Annotated in this window: 14 protein-coding genes; 12 read left to right on the top strand and 2 right to left on the bottom strand. The window is 43.4% G+C overall.

Annotated elements, in window-relative coordinates:
* The first annotated feature begins 84 nt into the window (after positions 1 to 84).
* Positions 85 to 4,371 (top strand): DNA-directed RNA polymerase subunit beta', encoded by a 4,287-nt coding sequence (gene rpoC, locus M3085_RS09370; protein ID WP_178255852.1) that lies wholly within the window; start codon positions 85 to 87, stop codon positions 4,369 to 4,371.
* A gap of 439 nt (positions 4,372 to 4,810) precedes the next feature.
* Here rpoC and M3085_RS09365 read toward each other — a convergent pair whose 3' ends face one another.
* Positions 4,811 to 5,452 (bottom strand): hypothetical protein, encoded by a 642-nt coding sequence (locus M3085_RS09365; RefSeq protein ID WP_249052870.1) that lies wholly within the window; start codon positions 5,450 to 5,452, stop codon positions 4,811 to 4,813.
* A gap of 404 nt (positions 5,453 to 5,856) precedes the next feature.
* Here M3085_RS09365 and M3085_RS09360 point away from each other — a divergent pair, with 404 nt between their 5' ends.
* Positions 5,857 to 6,183 carry a DUF3467 domain-containing protein gene (locus M3085_RS09360; protein ID WP_178255854.1) on the top strand — a complete coding sequence of 109 codons (327 nt, stop codon included), beginning with the start codon at positions 5,857 to 5,859 and terminating at the stop codon, positions 6,181 to 6,183.
* A gap of 97 nt (positions 6,184 to 6,280) precedes the next feature.
* On the opposite strand, the gene M3085_RS09355 is transcribed toward M3085_RS09360, so the two are convergent.
* A complete protein-coding gene (locus M3085_RS09355) occupies positions 6,281 to 7,921 on the bottom strand; it encodes a DUF6377 domain-containing protein (protein WP_249052869.1) in 1,641 nt (546 codons plus the stop codon).
* A 276-nt stretch (positions 7,922 to 8,197) separates the two neighbouring features.
* On the opposite strand from M3085_RS09355, the gene M3085_RS09350 reads away from it, so the two are divergent.
* The 10 genes from M3085_RS09350 to rpsJ all read left to right on the top strand — a co-directional run bounded on the left by M3085_RS09350 (position 8,198) and on the right by rpsJ (position 17,632).
* Positions 8,198 to 8,428, top strand: coding sequence for a twin-arginine translocase TatA/TatE family subunit (locus tag M3085_RS09350; RefSeq protein WP_178255856.1), 231 nt, complete (start codon positions 8,198 to 8,200; stop codon positions 8,426 to 8,428).
* A gap of 25 nt (positions 8,429 to 8,453) precedes the next feature.
* On the top strand, positions 8,454 to 9,290 hold the full coding sequence (gene tatC, locus M3085_RS09345) for a twin-arginine translocase subunit TatC (RefSeq protein WP_178255857.1): 837 nt from the start codon (positions 8,454 to 8,456) through the stop codon (positions 9,288 to 9,290).
* Positions 9,291 to 9,372: 82 nt separating this feature from the next.
* A complete protein-coding gene (locus M3085_RS09340; protein ID WP_249052868.1) occupies positions 9,373 to 10,449 on the top strand; it encodes a Gfo/Idh/MocA family protein in 1,077 nt (358 codons plus the stop codon).
* 77 nt (positions 10,450 to 10,526) lie between these two features.
* On the top strand, positions 10,527 to 12,014 hold the full coding sequence (locus M3085_RS09335) for a Gfo/Idh/MocA family oxidoreductase (RefSeq protein ID WP_178255859.1): 1,488 nt from the start codon (positions 10,527 to 10,529) through the stop codon (positions 12,012 to 12,014).
* Between the two features lie 42 nt (positions 12,015 to 12,056).
* The gene (locus tag M3085_RS09330; protein ID WP_249052867.1) at positions 12,057 to 12,932 is read left to right on the top strand and encodes a DUF1080 domain-containing protein; all 876 of its coding nucleotides are present in this window, start codon (positions 12,057 to 12,059) and stop codon (positions 12,930 to 12,932) included.
* A gap of 9 nt (positions 12,933 to 12,941) precedes the next feature.
* A complete protein-coding gene (locus M3085_RS09325) occupies positions 12,942 to 13,862 on the top strand; it encodes a sugar phosphate isomerase/epimerase family protein (protein ID WP_178255861.1) in 921 nt (306 codons plus the stop codon).
* A 180-nt stretch (positions 13,863 to 14,042) separates the two neighbouring features.
* Positions 14,043 to 14,450, top strand: coding sequence for a 30S ribosomal protein S12 (gene rpsL / locus M3085_RS09320; protein WP_013618009.1), 408 nt, complete (start codon positions 14,043 to 14,045; stop codon positions 14,448 to 14,450).
* A gap of 149 nt (positions 14,451 to 14,599) precedes the next feature.
* Positions 14,600 to 15,076 (top strand): 30S ribosomal protein S7, encoded by a 477-nt coding sequence (rpsG, locus tag M3085_RS09315; protein ID WP_178255862.1) that lies wholly within the window; start codon positions 14,600 to 14,602, stop codon positions 15,074 to 15,076.
* A gap of 38 nt (positions 15,077 to 15,114) precedes the next feature.
* Positions 15,115 to 17,232: an elongation factor G gene (gene fusA / locus M3085_RS09310; RefSeq protein WP_178255863.1), complete on the top strand. Its 2,118-nt coding sequence runs from the start codon at positions 15,115 to 15,117 to the stop codon at positions 17,230 to 17,232.
* A 94-nt stretch (positions 17,233 to 17,326) separates the two neighbouring features.
* Positions 17,327 to 17,632, top strand: coding sequence for a 30S ribosomal protein S10 (gene rpsJ, locus M3085_RS09305; RefSeq protein ID WP_002558075.1), 306 nt, complete (start codon positions 17,327 to 17,329; stop codon positions 17,630 to 17,632).
* Positions 17,633 to 17,639 lie beyond the last annotated feature (7 nt).

Here is a 17,639-nt window from a genome sequence, read left to right as displayed (position 1 = left end):
TTATTGTGGATAAAACCCGATTGGCTGTTTTTTCAACTTCCTCCATTCTCCATTCTTAATACTTCATTATATAAAACATAAAGTATGGCTTTTAGAAAAGATACTAAGATAAAGAGTAATTTCTCGAAGATTACTATCGGACTGGCATCACCGGAAGAAATTCTGGAAAACTCTTATGGTGAGGTGCTGAAACCCGAAACCATCAACTACCGTACTTATAAACCGGAGCGCGACGGTTTGTTCTGCGAACGTATCTTCGGACCGGTGAAAGATTATGAGTGCCATTGTGGTAAATACAAGCGCATCCGTTATAAAGGAATTGTTTGCGACCGTTGTGGTGTAGAGGTTACTGAAAAGAAAGTACGCCGTGAGCGCAGTGGGCATATCCAATTAGTAGTTCCGGTTGCACATATCTGGTATTTCCGTTCATTGCCGAATAAAATCGGTTATTTGTTAGGATTGCCTACAAAGAAACTGGATGCCATTATTTATTATGAACGTTATGTTGTTATCCAGCCGGGTGTAAAGGCTGAAGATGGCATTAATAAATATGATTTACTGTCGGAAGAAGAGTATTTGGATATCTTGGATACGCTTCCGAAAGAGAATCAGTTCCTTGAAGACAGCGACCCGAACAAGTTTATTGCCAAGATGGGAGCGGAAGCTATTTATGACTTGTTGATTGGTCTTGACCTTGATGCGCTTTCTTATGAACTTCGTCATAAAGCAAATAATGATTCTTCACAGCAGCGTAAAAACGAAGCTTTGAAACGTTTGCAGGTTGTCGAATCGTTCCGTGCTTCGCGTGGACGCAACAAGCCGGAATGGATGATTGTACGTATCGTACCGGTTATCCCGCCTGAACTTCGTCCGTTGGTTCCGCTGGATGGAGGTCGTTTCGCAACTTCCGACTTGAACGACTTATATCGTCGCGTTATCATTCGTAATAATCGTTTGAAACGATTGATTGAAATCAAAGCTCCGGAAGTAATCTTGCGTAATGAAAAGCGTATGTTGCAGGAAGCTGTTGATTCATTGTTCGATAATTCTCGTAAATCGAGCGCAGTGAAGACCGATGCCAATCGTCCGTTGAAGTCATTGTCCGATAGTTTGAAAGGTAAACAAGGACGTTTCCGTCAGAACTTGTTGGGTAAACGTGTTGACTATTCTGCACGTTCGGTTATCGTTGTCGGACCTGAGTTGAAGATGGGTGAATGTGGTATTCCGAAGCTGATGGCGGCAGAGCTTTACAAACCGTTTATTATCCGTAAGTTGATTGAACGCGGTATTGTAAAAACCGTGAAGTCTGCCAAAAAGATTGTCGACCGTAAAGAACCGGTTATCTGGGATATCCTTGAACACGTAATGAAAGGTCATCCGGTACTGTTGAACCGTGCCCCGACACTTCACCGTTTGGGTATTCAGGCATTCCAGCCTAAGATGATTGAAGGTAAGGCTATTCAGCTCCATCCGTTGGCTTGTACAGCATTTAATGCCGACTTCGACGGTGACCAGATGGCAGTACACTTGCCTTTAAGTAACGAAGCTGTTTTGGAAGCTCAGATGTTGATGCTTCAGTCACACAATATATTGAATCCTGCTAACGGTGCGCCTATTACTGTGCCTGCACAGGATATGGTACTCGGTTTGTACTATATCACCAAGTTGCGTAAGGGAGCAAAAGGTGAAGGCTTGATTTTCTACGGACCGGAAGAGGCCTTGATTGCTTATAATGAAGGAAAAGTAGATATTCACGCCATCGTAAGTGTGGTTACGAACGATTTGGACGAGAACGGCAATATCGTCAAGAAGATGATCAAAGAAACTTCTGTAGGACGTGTTATTGTCAACGAACTGGTTCCTGATGAATGTGGTTACTTGAATACTATCATATCTAAGAAATCTTTGCGTGATATCATCAGCGACGTAATTAAGGCAGTCGGAGTGGCTCGTGCCTGCGAGTTCTTGGATGGTATCAAGAACTTAGGATATAAGATGGCATTCGAAGGTGGTCTGTCATTCAACTTGGGAGATATTATTATCCCGAAAGAAAAAGAAGAACTGGTTAAGCGTGGAAATGAGGAAGTGGAACAAATCATGATGAACTATAACATGGGTTTCATTACCGACAACGAACGTTATAATCAGGTAATTGATACTTGGACACACGTTAACAGCGATTTGTCAGACATCTTGTATAAGACTATTAAGAACGATGATCAAGGATTCAACTCTGTATTCATGATGCTTGATTCTGGAGCCCGTGGTTCTAAAGAGCAGATTCGTCAGTTGTCTGGTATGCGTGGTTTGATGGCTAAACCTCAGAAAGCAGGAGCTGAAGGAGCACAGATTATTGAAAACCCGATTCTTTCAAACTTTAAAGAAGGGTTGTCTGTGTTGGAGTACTTTATCTCTACTCACGGTGCGCGTAAAGGTCTTGCCGATACTGCGTTGAAGACAGCCGATGCCGGATATTTGACTCGTCGTTTGGTTGACGTTTCTCACGATGTAATTATCAATGAAGAAGACTGTGGTACATTGCGTGGTCTGGTTTGTACGGCGTTGAAGAATAACGATGAAGTTATCGCTACACTGTACGAACGTATTTTAGGGCGCGTATCTGTACACGACGTTATACATCCTACTACCGGCAAACTTCTTGTTGCTGCCGGAGAGGAAATTACGGAAGATATTGCTGAAGAAATCGAAAAATCACCGATTGAAAGCGTTGAAATCCGTTCCGTATTGACCTGTGAATCGAAGAAAGGCGTTTGTGCAAAATGTTACGGACGTAACTTGGCTACCAGCCGTATGGTTCAGAAAGGTGAGGCTGTCGGTGTCATTGCTGCACAGTCAATCGGTGAGCCGGGTACTCAGTTGACTTTGCGTACTTTCCACGCCGGAGGTATCGCGGGTAACATGGCTGCCAATGCAAGCATCGTGGCTAAAAACGATGCCCGTCTGGAGTTTGAAGAACTGCGTACGGTAGATGCTGTGGAAGAAACAGGCGAACCGGTTAAGATTGTGGTAGGACGTTTGGCTGAAGTTCGTTTTGTCGATGTGAATACAGGTATTATTCTTTCTACCCATAACGTTCCTTACGGTTCTAAGCTCTATGCTTCCGACGGTGATGTGGTTGAAAAGGGTAAACTGATTGCAAAGTGGGATCCCTTCAACGCCGTAATTGTTACCGAAGCTGCGGGTAAGATTGATTTCGAAGCAGTAATTGAAAACGTAACCTATAAAGTAGAATCAGATGAAGCTACCGGTTTGCGTGAAATCATCATTACTGAATCGAAAGACAAGACCAAAGTTCCGTCGCTCCACATTAACGATGAAAACGGTAATATTATCCGTACTTATAACTTACCGGTGGGCGGTCACGTTGTGGTAGAAGACAAGCAAACCGTTAAGGCTGGTGATATCTTGGTTAAGATTCCGCGTGCCGTAGGTAAGGCGGGCGATATCACGGGTGGTCTTCCCCGTGTTACCGAGTTGTTCGAAGCACGTAATCCGTCGAATCCGGCAGTGGTTTCTGAAATCGACGGTGAGGTAACAATGGGTAAGATTAAGCGTGGTAACCGTGAAATCATTGTAACCTCTAAGGCAGGCGATGTGCGTAAATACTTGGTTGCATTGTCAAAACAGATTCTGGTGCAGGAAAACGACTACGTACGTGCCGGAACTCCGTTGTCCGACGGTGCGATTACTCCGGCCGATATTCTTGCAATCAAGGGTCCTACGGCAGTACAAGAGTATATCGTAAACGAAATCCAAGACGTATACCGTTTGCAGGGTGTAAAGATTAACGATAAGCACTTTGAGATTATCGTACGTCAGATGATGCGTAAGGTTCAAATCGACGAACCGGGTGATACTCGCTTCTTGGAACAACAAGTGGTAGACCGTATCGAGTTCAACGAAGAGAACGACCGTATTTGGGGTAAGAAGGTAGTTGTAGATGCCGGAGATTCTCAGAACTTGCAGCCGGGACAGATTGTTACAGCCCGCAAATTACGCGATGAAAACAGTATGTTGAAACGTCGCGACCTGAAACCGGTTGAAGCACGCGATGCCGTTCCTGCAACGTCAACACAGATTCTGCAAGGTATTACCCGTGCGGCTCTGCAAACTTCAAGTTTCATGTCGGCAGCGTCATTCCAAGAAACTACGAAGGTCTTGAACGAAGCCGCTATCAACGGAAAGGTTGACAAACTGGAAGGTATGAAAGAAAACGTAATCTGCGGTCACTTGATTCCTGCCGGTACGGGTCAGCGCGAGTTTGACAAGATTGTGGTAGGCTCGAAAGAAGAGTACGATCGCATCATGGCAAACAAGAAGAATGTACTTGATTATAGTGAGGTAGAATAATCTTTCCTTGCTGTTGAACGATAATGAAAAGCTGTGCCAGTTCGCTGGTGCAGCTTTTTTTGTTTGTATATGGGGGAGGAATAAAAGATGTCTGCGATTCGGTTTGAAAAACATACGGAAAGACTCATCGATCCATGCGGTTGTTTTCATCAAAGCATCCGCATGAGTTGAGCAGTTTATCCGCATGAGTTTCTTCTATCGTTAATGCTTACTTCTAAAGGTTTTGAGTCAATAGGGAAGAGAGGGGTGGTAGAACGAATTTTCTCATGGTTTGACAATCATGGAAGACTTGCTGCCATAAGCATGTTATTGATTGAGCTATATAGGCTTTGAATACAAAGAGAAAGAAGAAAATTTAAGCGGCAGGCTCTAAAGTTGCAACAACGAGATACATTGTCTTAGAGCCTGTCGCAAATTTGTACTACGGCTTTCACCTGAATTAAAGTTGACAACGAACAGTGACGAAAACATCGCCCTTGCGCAGTTTTAACTTGTCGCGCCCTTCCAAATCCACAGTGCCTGCTCCATCCATATCGAACGAAGAAGCATTGCCTCCCATAAACGAAGCACCTATGCCCAAATACACATGGTTGTAAATGCGGTAGAAAAAGGAAGCATCAAAATTGCTTGCACAGAATCCCTTAGTGGCTTTATATTCGTTGCCGCCATATTCACCTGAATTTTTGTAATGCACATAGCCGGCTCCCACCATGAATTCGCACAGTAACTTATTCGTTATATTTTTCCGGATGCCAACCTGCGGGGCGATATAGTTCAACTCCGCATCACTGACCACCATCGATCCGTTAGAAAGGGTAAAATCTCCGGCAGATTGAAAGAAATCATATTTGACTCCAATCTGGAAAATCCGGTTAACCAAATAAGCCACTTTCATATTCGCATCGAAACCTTTGTCGTATGCCGAACGATATTCGCAGCCCATTACTGAGAGATTGGACTTGCCAAATAAATTGCCTTTACCTGCGCTTACCGAAAACGAAAAACGTTCTTGCTCTTGTGAATGAACCGTCATGCACAAACTTAAGAAGAACAGAGCTAATAATAAACGAAACTTTCTCATGACTAATTTTAAGGTTAATAAAAAATATGTTGACTTTCGTTAGAACGAAGGTTTTGCCATCTTGATTTTATTAATAAACATTCTTGAATCTGCATTATGGTGTACAAAGGCTGGCAAGACCTTATACGTTTACATAATCCTTGTAGCAAAATTATAAAAATATTTGTAAAATAAAAGATTGTTTACATGAATTTGTTGGCCGAGCGGTAAAAATATGAGGATATTATTAATGAACTCATGGAAAATACTACATTCTGTTATTTTGGGAGACGGTTTGATTGACTGCCATAAGAATGTTAGGACAAAATTTGAACAGGTTTGAAATATTTTCAAGGCTTATATGTTTGCCGTATCGACTTTTTTTTTACATTTGCTTCCGCTAACAAAAAAACATATCAAATATCATGGAAAACGAAAACAAAAATAACCAGCTCCAGATTGAGCTGAAAGAAGAAGTGGCTCAAGGAACGTATGCTAATCTCGCGATAATCACTCACTCTACTTCAGAGTTTGTTATCGACTTTGTACGCATCATGCCGGGATTGCCGAAAGCCAACGTGCAGTCACGTATCGTGATGACTCCCGAACATGCAAAACGCTTGATGTATGCGTTGCAAGATAACGTTAACAAGTACGAAAAGAATTTTGGTCCGATTCGTATGCCGGAAGAACAGCAACAGGGCGGTAAGACTTTTGTTCCGCCTTTGAGCGATTTCAAGGGTGAAGCATAACGTTTTGCTTATAGAATATGCGGTATTTGCCATTCCGTTTTCTTTGGATGCAAAGAAAGCGGAATGGCTTTTTTTGTGGGTAAGGGGTGTTCCGGTGTTACTCAGAGGTGCTTCCTATTTGAAGCACTTGGTCTTCAAATTCATCGCGCGGACATCGTGCCTTGTTCCTCAACTTGGTGCGCGTATTATAGATGGTGCTTACCGAACACCGCAGGAAACTGGCAATCTTCCCGCTATCGTTGATACCCAGTCGCAGCAGGGCATATATGCGCAGTTCCTTGTTCATCAGGCTGCCGGCTTTCGGGGTGATTTGTTCGCCTTCACGCAGCAGTTCATTGAAGTCGGTTACAAACGTAGGGTAGAGGTTGAGAAATATACTGTCGAAATGTTCGTAAAGCGAGTTCAATTCTTTATCGATAACCGTAGTCGATTTGGTCTGTTTGATTAATGTTTCGTAATGGCGGTTGATGGCAAGTTTATAGATTTCGTTCTGGTATTGCCCCATCTTGTCGATGTAGTTAGAACAGAGGTCGAAGAACTGGGCGATATATCGTTCTTTGATGGTATTGATTTCCTGCAGTTGCTGATTGCGGCCGTTCAGCATTTGGTTGGTTTCCTTCAGCGAGCGACTTAACTCTTTCAGCTTGTCATTACTTTGGGTCAGTTCTTCTTTCATCCGCAAAGTCTTTCTCATTTGTTTGTAAGTAAGACAAACCAATATGGCCAGTGCGCCGGCGAGCAAGCACACCACTGTAAGATATATGGTGAGGTTTGTCCGCACTTTGGTCTGTTCCGTTTTATAAGCAGAGTTGATGATAGAGTAGAACGGGTGCATCTGGAGGGCACGGAAATGGATGCCGGAGGCGGCTGCATCTTCTATGGCCGATTGACTGAAACGGAAGGCTTGGTCTAAGTTATTTTCTTGGTAAGCTATCATGGCAAGCGATTGAAGTGAGACCGTTTCACGTGTGGCGTTTTGAATGTCGGCAATGGCAGATAACATGAAATATTTTTTTTCTTCCTCTCGGTTCCCCAATCCCCGGTAAGCGTATGCGATACCACAAGTTATCATCGCATACTCGGGAGTTCCCACCTGTTCAGTCGCAAGTAAGTTAGTCAGTAGCTTTTCTGCTTTTTCCGGATTCGTTTCCATGAGTCTGAACCCCTGTTCTAATCTGGCGTTAACCGATGTGGGCAGGGATGCCGTCAGTATCGAGTCTTGATATATTCTGCATTGCTGGCGGGCGTAAGGGGTGTTTCCCGTCGAGATGGCATAATATTCCCAAAAGCGGTAATAAGCATTATAGTACGCAGCTTTCAGGTCGGCAGGAAGTTTTATCGTCTGGAGTCGTTTTAAGATTTCCTCTGCTTCGCGGTATTTCCCGCACATTGAGTAAAGCAATGAGAGTTTCAGGCAGGAGTCGTATTCAGCATGTTCTTTCCCTAACGCCACGGCTATTTCGATATTCCTTTGAATGTATCGTGCGGCCGAATCAGTATTGAATTTCTGGTATTTTTCGTAGAGGGTTGCGTTTATCTCGTATTCTTCTCCGATAGAAAGTGTAGAATCTTTTAGCGTCTGCTTGATACTTTCTATCTGCTTTTCTTTCAGTGCAACGTAATATTGCTTCTGTTCGAGTATGGCGTTGAGCGAATCCGATAGCGTTTTCAGGTCGTTCTCTCCCGAAGCGCATAGCGGAAATAATAGTAGTATTGCCAATAAGTATTGCTTTATCATAGCTCTTGATTTTTAACAAAGATGTCCGCTGTCAAAAGTACGAATTATTTTGTTTATATGTAAGCTATAAGCCGGAAAAGTCTGCAAAATATCTTTTAAGCAATCTACTCTTTTTTTGTTGTAATTTTTATTAAAATATTGTGTGTCAGCTTGTTTTTTCTCTCAACAATCTACTACTTTGTATTTAGTTTGAAGAGATAGGCTTTTGTTTCTTATTTTTGCAATAAAAGCCTTCGGGAACCGTAAACACATTGTTTTATTTAAAAAGATTTTATTATGAATACACTACTCTTTTTGGGTTCTATCGGAACGTCGGAGATTCTTCTGATTGTTTTTATCGTACTGTTGCTGTTCGGCGGTAAAAAAATACCGGAATTAATGCGCGGAATAGGTAAAGGCGTAAGAAGTTTTAAAGAAGGCGTGAATGGAATAGAAAAAGACATTAACAAAGACATCAACGTTGACGAACCGAATCCGGGAACGACGCAAGGCGTGGAAAAGAAATAATATTTCAGTGTAGAGGAGATTAGGTATGGCAGAGCAGTCGGAAATGTCTTTTTGGGATCATCTGGAAGCCCTCCGGTGGATGTTAATAAGGGTATTGGTGGCATGGGGAATCTTTATGTTGCTGGGATTCATGTTTATACCCTATTTGTTCGACCACGTGGTGATGGCTCCGTGTAGCAATGATTTTTTTCTTTACCGTTGGATTGCAGAAGCGGGAACGGCTTTCAGCCATTGGACGGAACAGGAAACAGGAGTTGCATTTTCGATGTTGCCTGATTTTATCGGCAAACCTTTCCGCGTAGATGTGATAAACATCAAGCTGGCTTCACAATTTTTTATTCACATGTCGTTGTCGTTCTGGCTGGCGTTGCTCATCACCTTCCCTTATCTTGTTTATGAGGTGTGGAAATTTGTTTGTCCGGCTCTGTACGACAATGAAAAGAAAGGGGTGAGATGGGCGTTCGTGTTTGGGACGGTCATGTTTTTCATAGGCTGTGTGGTAGGCTATTCTGTGGTGTTTCCCTTGACGCTGCGTTTTTTATACTCGTATGAGTTGAGTCCGAATATCTCCAATCAGTTGTCGTTGGATTCGTATATGAGTTATTTCCTGATGCTGATTTTTATGATGGGCATTATGTTCGAATTGCCATTGCTGTCGATGTTGTTGTCGAAACTTGGCATTTTAAACCGCAGCTTTTTCAAGAAGTACCGTCGCCATGCCGTGGTGGTACTGATGGTGGTGGCGGCTGTCATAACGCCTTCGTCAGATCCTTTTACACTTATGGCTGTATTTATACCTATATATATATTATGGGAAATAAGCGCGTTTCTGGTCAAGCCAGAAGTAAAAACCGAAAATTAATATAAGAGCCTGTTTGAATTTTCTGATAAAGTAATTTCGTTTAAATGGGCTCTGAGGCACAAACAATCTTCTTTGTTAAATTATGAAAAATACAAAAATCAGGGTAGGGCTTATAGGCCTCGGCAGAATGGGCAGGTTTTATCTGGACGAAATGAAAAAGAGCGGCAGATGGGATGTGGCATACATTTGCGACATCAGTCCCCGTTCACGTGAAGTGGCGAAGGAACTTTCGCCCGAATCTCGGATAGTAGACGATGAAAATATTGTGTTCGAGGATGAAAGCGTTCAGGCAGTGGGACTGTTTACGCTGGCTAATAACCGGAAAGAGCAGATAGAAAAGGCACTCCGTTACGGGAAACACATTTTGTCGGAGAAACCGATAGCTGACACCATTGAACGCGAATGGGAAGTTGTCGGCATGACTGAACATTCAGACCGAATAGCTACGGTTAACTTGTATCTCCGTAATTCATGGTATCATCAGCAGTTGAAAGCATTTGTCGAGGCAGGCGAATTGGGTGAGCTGGCTATTATTCGTGTTTGTCACATGACACCCGGTTTGGCTCCCGGCGAAGGACACGAGTACGAAGGACCTGCTTTCCACGATTGCGGTATGCACTATGTAGACATCGCCCGCTGGTATGCCGGATGCGATTATAAGACATGGCACGCACAGGCTATCGACATGTGGAGCTACAAGGAACCGTGGTGGCTGCAATGCCACGGCACGTTCCAGAATGGCATTGTGTTCGATATCACGCAAGGTTTCGTCTACGGACAACTTTCTAAAGACCAGACTCATAATTCATACGTTGACTTGATAGGGACGAAAGGAATCGCCCGTATGACGCACGATTTTAAGACGGCGGTTGTTGAACTTCATGGGGTTAATCAGACTTTGCGGATAGAGAAACCCTTTGGTGGGAAAAACATCGATGTGCTGTGTAATCGGTTTGCCGATAGCATTTTGGCAGGCGAAGCGTCTCCGCTGCTTCCCAAGATGCGTGATTCTGCACTTGCATCGGAATATGCATGGAAGTTCTTGGCAGACGCCAAATCGCACGACCTGCCTGCCATTGGCACTTTGGAAACCTTAGAAGAAATTCGCGAACGCAGGCGTACGATGAAAAACGGCTATGGCCTGTTGCCAAACAGATAGATGAATCAATCGGGGAACACATAAAATAAAGATATAGGCAATCATTAACTTTTTATATTAACTTTAAATGTAAGATTATGTCAAACGTTTCAAGAAGAGATTTTCTGAAAACGGGAGCTGCGGCGCTTGCCGGCATAACCATTGCTCCCAGTTCTATTTTAGGTAAGAGTTTCGGGCATGTAGCACCTTCAGACAAGCTGAACATTGCGGCTGTCGGTATCGGTGGAATGGGTCATGCCAACATTTTGCATGTGAAAGATACGGAAAATATCGTAGCGTTGTGTGACGTTGACTGGAAGTATGCCAAAGGTGTATTTGATGAATTTCCGAATGCAAAAAGATATTGGGACTACCGGAAGATGTACGACGAAATGGGCAAGTCGATTGATGCGGTTATCGTAGCAACGGCCGACCATACACATGCCATCATTACCGCTGATGCTATGACGATGGGTAAACACGTATATTGCCAGAAACCGCTGACACACTCGGTATACGAATCACGTTTGCTGACCAAGCTCGCGGCTTCTACGGGTGTGGCTACGCAAATGGGTAATCAAGGCTCATCGGATGAAGGAACCGATTTGGTTTGCGAATGGATTTGGAACGGAGAAATAGGTGAGGTGACGAAAGTAGAATGTGCTACCGACCGTCCGATTTGGCCGCAGGGGTTGAATGCCCCCGAAAAAGAAGAGCGTATCCCCAAAACCCTGAACTGGGATTTGTTTACCGGCCCTGCAAAGATGAATCCGTATAGTTCGATTTATACACCGTGGAACTGGCGTGGATGGTGGGATTACGGAACCGGTGCGCTGGGCGACATGGCGTGTCATATTCTGCACCAACCGTTTAAAGCCTTGCATTTGAAATACCCGACAAAGGTAGAAGCGTCTTCCACCTTGTTGCTGAACGCTTGTGCTCCACAGGCACAACATGTGAAAATGATTTTCCCGGCTCGTGACAATATGCCGAAAGTAGCCATGCCGGAAGTAGAAATACATTGGTACGATGGAGGCATGATGCCCGAACGTCCGAAAGGTTTCCCGGCTACCATGCAGCTGATGCAAAGCGGTGGCGGTCTGACTATTTTCCACGGAACCAAAGACACGCTGATATGCGGTTGCTACGGTGAACATCCGTTCTTGCTTTCCGGTCGTGTTCCGAATGCGCCGAAAGTATGCCGTCGTGTACCGAATGCGATGTCGGGTGGTCATGAAAAAGATTGGGTGCGTGCATGTAAAGAAAGTCCCGAATCGCGTGTAAAGACCAAATCCGACTTCTCGGAAGCAGGTCCGTTGAATGAAATGGTAGTAATGGGTGTATTGGCTGTACGTCTTCAGGCATTGAACCGCACGTTGGAATGGGACGGCGAGAATATGAGATTCACGAATATCGGTGATGATGAAACCATAAAGACTTGCATTAAAGACGGCTTTACGATTCACGATGGGCATCCTTCATTCAACAAAACATGGACAGAGCCGGTTAATGCGCGTGCTTTCGCTGAAGAATTGATTAAGCATCAGTATCGTACCGGTTGGAATTTGCCGGATATGCCCCGATAAAATAACACAGAAGTATAATTCATCATTAAAAATAATAATATCATGAAAAAAGTATTTTACACATTGACCTGTTTGGTTATTACAGGTGCATTGACCGCATGTGGCGGAGGAAACAAGAAAGCTGCTGAAACAACTGCAGAAGAAGCACCCACAACTCAAATGTTGTCTTACTCTAAATCAATGAAAGCTGCTGAAACAGACAGCTTGTCACTGCCGGTAGATAAAGACGGGTATATCACGATTTTCGATGGTAAGACTTTCAACGGATGGAGAGGCTATGGAAAAGACAATGTGCCTTCTCGCTGGGTTATCGAAGATGGTTGCATCAAATTTAACGGCAGCGGAGGCGGTGAAGCTCAGACTGCGGAAGGTGGCGACTTGATTTTCGCTCACAAGTTCAAAAACTTTGAGTTGGAATTGGAATGGAAAATCTCTAAGGGCGGTAATTCCGGTATCTTGTATTTGGCTCAGGAAGTCACATCCACAGATAAAGACGGAAAGGAAGTTTTGGAACCGATTTACATTTCAGCTCCGGAGTTTCAGGTATTGGATAATGCAAACCATCCTGATGCGAAATTAGGTAAGGATAATAACCGTCAGGCAGCTTCATTATACGACATGATTCCGGCTGTTCCGCAAAACGCAAAACCTTTCGGAGAATGGAACACAGCTAAAATCATGGTATATAAAGGTACGGTAGTGCACGGACAAAATGGAGAAAACGTTTTGGAATACCATTTGTGGACTCCGCAATGGACGGAGATGCTTGAAAACAGTAAGTTCAGTAAAGAAAAATGGCCGTTGGCATTCGAATTGCTGAATAATTGCGGCGGTGAAAATCATGAAGGTTTCATCGGATTGCAAGACCACGGCGATGATGTTTGGTATCGTAACATTCGTGTGAAAATCTTGGATTAATCATAGCCTATGAAAAGTCGTCTTCTTTATCTATGCCTGTTTGTTGCTTTGGGAGTGATATGCTCTCAATGTACAAAGGTAGAACAAAGTGAAAAAGTGACTAAAAAGGAAGTGTCCATCCAACTTTATTCAGTCAGAAGTCTGTTGGATGGGGTGAATAAGGATGGGCAACCTTCATCTGAATACATGGACGTGCTGAACAAATTGGCTCAAATGGGATATACCAGCGTGGAGGCAGCCAATTATGCTGACGGAAAGTTTTACGGGAGAAGTCCGGAAAATTTCCGGAAAGATGTTGAAAGTACCGGAATGGAAGTCTTGTCTTCTCATTGCAGTCGTATGTTGACAGCCGAAGAACTGACTTCCGGAGACTTGACCGAAGCCTTGAAATGGTGGGATACATGCATTGCTGACCATAAAACCGCAGGAATGAAGTACATCGTGTTTCCGTGGCTCGGTGTACCTGAGACAGTAAAAGACTTGGCTCTGTATTGTCGTTATTTTGATGAAATTGGCAAGCGTTGTAAAGAGGCAGGAATCCTTTTCGGGTATCATAACCACGCACATGAGTTTCAGAAAGTAGAAGATAAAGAGGTGATGTACGACTACATGCTTCAACACACCAATCCCGAATACGTATTCTTTCAAATGGATGTGTATTGGACCGTGCGTGGGCAAAACAGTCCGGTAGATTATTTCCATCAATATCCCGGACGCTTTAAGATGCTCCACATCAAAGACCATCGGGAAATCGGGCAGAGCGGCATGGTAGGTTATGATGCCATATTCGGGAATACCGATGTGGCAGGAACACAAGATCTTGTAGCCGAAATAGAAAATTACAGCACTTCTGATGTCCTGAAAAGTGTTAAAGAAAGTTTGGATTATTTGCTGGAAGCTCCGTTTGTAAAGGCATCTTATCGCAAATAACCTCATAAAAGCTCTATAAAAAGAAGTCCATCATTCCAAAAAATGGGATGATGGACTTTTTTGTTAGAAAACTGTTTGTCAATTAAAAAGTTATTTGTAATTTTGCAGCCCGAAATGTATAGTTTCGACAAGGATTGGAAAAACAATAAACAATATAATAATAATTAAAAATCAAACAAAATGCCTACTATTCAACAGTTAGTAAGAAAAGGAAGAAAGGTTTTGGTTGACAAGAGTAAATCTCCGGCGCTGGATTCATGTCCGCAGAGACGTGGTGTGTGCGTGCGTGTTTACACTACAACTCCGAAAAAACCGAACTCAGCAATGCGTAAAGTTGCCCGTGTACGTCTGACAAACTCTAAGGAAGTGAACTCTTATATTCCGGGAGAAGGTCACAACTTGCAGGAGCACTCAATCGTATTGGTACGCGGTGGTCGTGTGAAAGACCTTCCGGGTGTACGTTATCACATCGTTCGCGGTACATTGGATACTGCCGGTGTAGCAGGACGTACGCAAAGACGTTCAAAATACGGCGCTAAGCGTCCGAAACCGGGACAAGCAGCTCCGGCAGGAAAGGGTAAGAAATAATAAACCTGCCGAGTCAATCCTTTAGAAAAGACTTTTATTAATTTCGTTTTGGTTTGCAGGAAAGGCTTTAAGGTTGAGTAAATGCTTCGGAGGAAGCGTTGAAGAAAACAAAAATGCAGCCCCAAACTTAAACATTATTATCAAACAAAATGAGAAAAGCAAAACCTAAAAAACGTGTGATCCTGCCGGATCCGGTATTCAATGAACAGAAGGTTTCAAAATTCGTGAATCATCTGATGTATGACGGTAAAAAGAATACTGCTTACGAAATCTTCTACAATGCACTGAAAGCAATTGAAAACAAACTTCCGGGTGAAGAAAAATCAGCTTTGGATGTTTGGAAAAAAGCTTTGGATAATGTAACTCCGCAACTGGAAGTTAAATCTCGCCGTATCGGTGGTGCAACTTTCCAAGTTCCGACTGAAATTCGTCCTGAACGTAAGGAATCGATTTCAATGAAAAACTTGATTTCTTTTGCCCGCAAACGTGGCGGTAAGTCAATGGCAGACAAATTGTGTGCTGAAATTCTTGACGCTTACAACGAACAGGGTGGAGCATTTAAACGTAAGGAAGACATGCACCGTATGGCTGAAGCTAACCGTGCATTCGCTCACTTCAGATTCTAATCAATCAAGTATAACAATAAATTAAAGAAGGAAACAAAATGGCTAAACATGATTTGCATTTGACCCGTAACATCGGTATCATGGCGCACATCGACGCCGGTAAGACTACGACTTCTGAACGTATTCTGTTCTATACCGGTTTGACTCATAAAATCGGTGAAGTTCATGATGGTGCGGCTACGATGGACTGGATGGAGCAGGAACAAGAGCGTGGTATTACCATTACTTCGGCTGCTACAACCACATATTGGAACTATGCAGGTAATAAGTATAAAATCAACTTGATTGATACTCCGGGACACGTGGACTTTACTGCAGAAGTTGAACGTTCATTGCGCGTGCTTGACGGTGCAGTGGCAACTTATTGTGCGGTAGGTGGCGTTGAACCTCAGTCAGAAACCGTATGGCGTCAGGCTGATAAATATAATGTGCCTCGTATCGGTTATGTAAATAAGATGGACCGTTCAGGTGCCGACTTCTTTGAAGTGGTTCGCCAGATGAAAGACGTGTTAGGCGCTAATCCGTGTCCTGTAGTAATTCCTATCGGTGCAGAAGAAAACTTCAAAGGGGTAGTAGACCTGATTAAGATGAAAGCTATCCTGTGGCACGATGAAACGATGGGTGCTGATTACGACGTAGAGGAAATCCCGGCAAATCTGTTGGCTGAAGCAGAAGAGTGGAGAGGCAAAATGTTGGAAAAAGTTGCCGAGTTCGACGATGCGCTGATGGAAAAATACTTCGAAGATCCTGAAACGATTACCGAAGAAGAAATCTTGCGTGCGTTGCGTGCCGGAACTTTGAAGATGGAAATCGTTCCGATGTTGTGTGGCTCTTCATTCAAGAACAAGGGTGTTCAGACTTTGCTGGATTATGTGTGTGCATTCTTGCCGTCGCCGATGGATACTCCGAACATTGTCGGTACAAATCCGAATACAGGTGCTGAAGAAGACCGCAAACCGGATGAAAACGAAAAAACTGCGGCTTTGGCATTTAAGATTGCCACTGACCCGTATGTAGGACGTTTGACATTCTTCCGTGTTTATTCAGGTAAGGTTGAAGCTGGTTCTTATATCTACAACTCTCGCTCTGGTAAAAAAGAACGTGTTTCTCGTTTGTTCCAGATGCACTCAAACAAACAGAATCCGGTAGAAGTAATCGGAGCAGGAGATATTGGTGCCGGTGTTGGATTTAAGGATATCCGTACAGGCGATACGCTGTGTGATGAAACAGCTCCTATCGTTCTTGAATCTATGGACTTCCCTGAACCGGTTATCGGTATCGCTGTTGAGCCTAAGACTCAGAAAGACCTTGATAAACTTTCTAATGGTTTGGCTAAATTGGCAGAAGAAGACCCGACATTTACAGTTCGTACCGACGAACAGACAGGTCAGACGGTTATCTCTGGTATGGGTGAGCTTCACTTGGATATCATCATTGACCGTTTGAAACGTGAGTTCAAAGTAGAATGTAATCAAGGTCGCCCGCAGGTTAACTATAAGGAAGCAATTACGAAGACTGTTGAACTGCGCGAGGTTTATAAGAAGCAGTCTGGTGGTCGTGGTAAGTTCGCCGATATTATTGTAACCGTAGGTCCGGTTGATGAAGACTGGAAGCAAGGTGGTCTGCAATTCATTGATGAAGTGAAGGGTGGTAATGTGCCTAAGGAATTTATTCCTTCTGTACAGAAAGGTTTCCAAACAGCTATGAAGAATGGTGTTTTGGCAGGCTTCCCGCTCGATTCATTGAAGGTTGTGTTGAAGGATGGTTCTTTCCACCCGGTAGACTCTGACCAGTTGTCTTTCGAAATCTGTGCAATCCAAGCCTACAAGAATGCGTGCGTGAAGGCAGGACCGGTATTGATGGAGCCCATTATGAAGCTGGAAGTTGTAACTCCGGAAGAAAACATGGGTGATGTTATCGGTGACTTGAACAAACGCCGTGGTCAGGTAGAAGGTATGGAAACCAGCCGTTCTGGTGCTCGTATCGTTAAAGCAATGGTTCCGCTGGCAGAAATGTTCGGTTATGTAACAGCTTTGCGTACGATTACTTCAGGTCGTGCTACGTCTTCAATGACTTATGATCATCATTCACAGGTTTCAAGCTCTATCGCTAAGACTGTGTTGGAAGAAGTTAAAGGTCGCGTAGACTTGGTATAACAATAGAAAATTTGAAGCTGATGAGGGTTAGCGAATGACTCTTAACCCTCATGCTTCATTTATTTATAACATTTAATTATTTAATAAATAACACATGAGTCAGAAAATCAGAATTAAACTGAAATCTTACGATCACAACTTGGTAGACAAGTCAGCTGAAAAGATTGTAAGAACTGTGAAGGCTACGGGTGCTATTGTAAGTGGTCCGATTCCATTGCCGACACACAAGCGTATTTTTACCGTAAACCGTTCGACTTTCGTTAACAAAAAGTCACGTGAACAGTTTGAATTGTCTTCTTACAAACGGCTGATCGACATTTATAGCTCAACTGCAAAAACAGTAGATGCTTTGATGAAATTGGAATTGCCGAGTGGAGTAGAAGTAGAAATTAAAGTTTAATGAATTA

The sequence above is a fragment of the Bacteroides caecicola genome (assembly GCF_023337095.1).
Lineage (GTDB): Bacteria > Bacteroidota > Bacteroidia > Bacteroidales > Bacteroidaceae > Phocaeicola > Phocaeicola gallinarum.
This window is presented reverse-complemented; position numbering and strand designations above follow the sequence as displayed.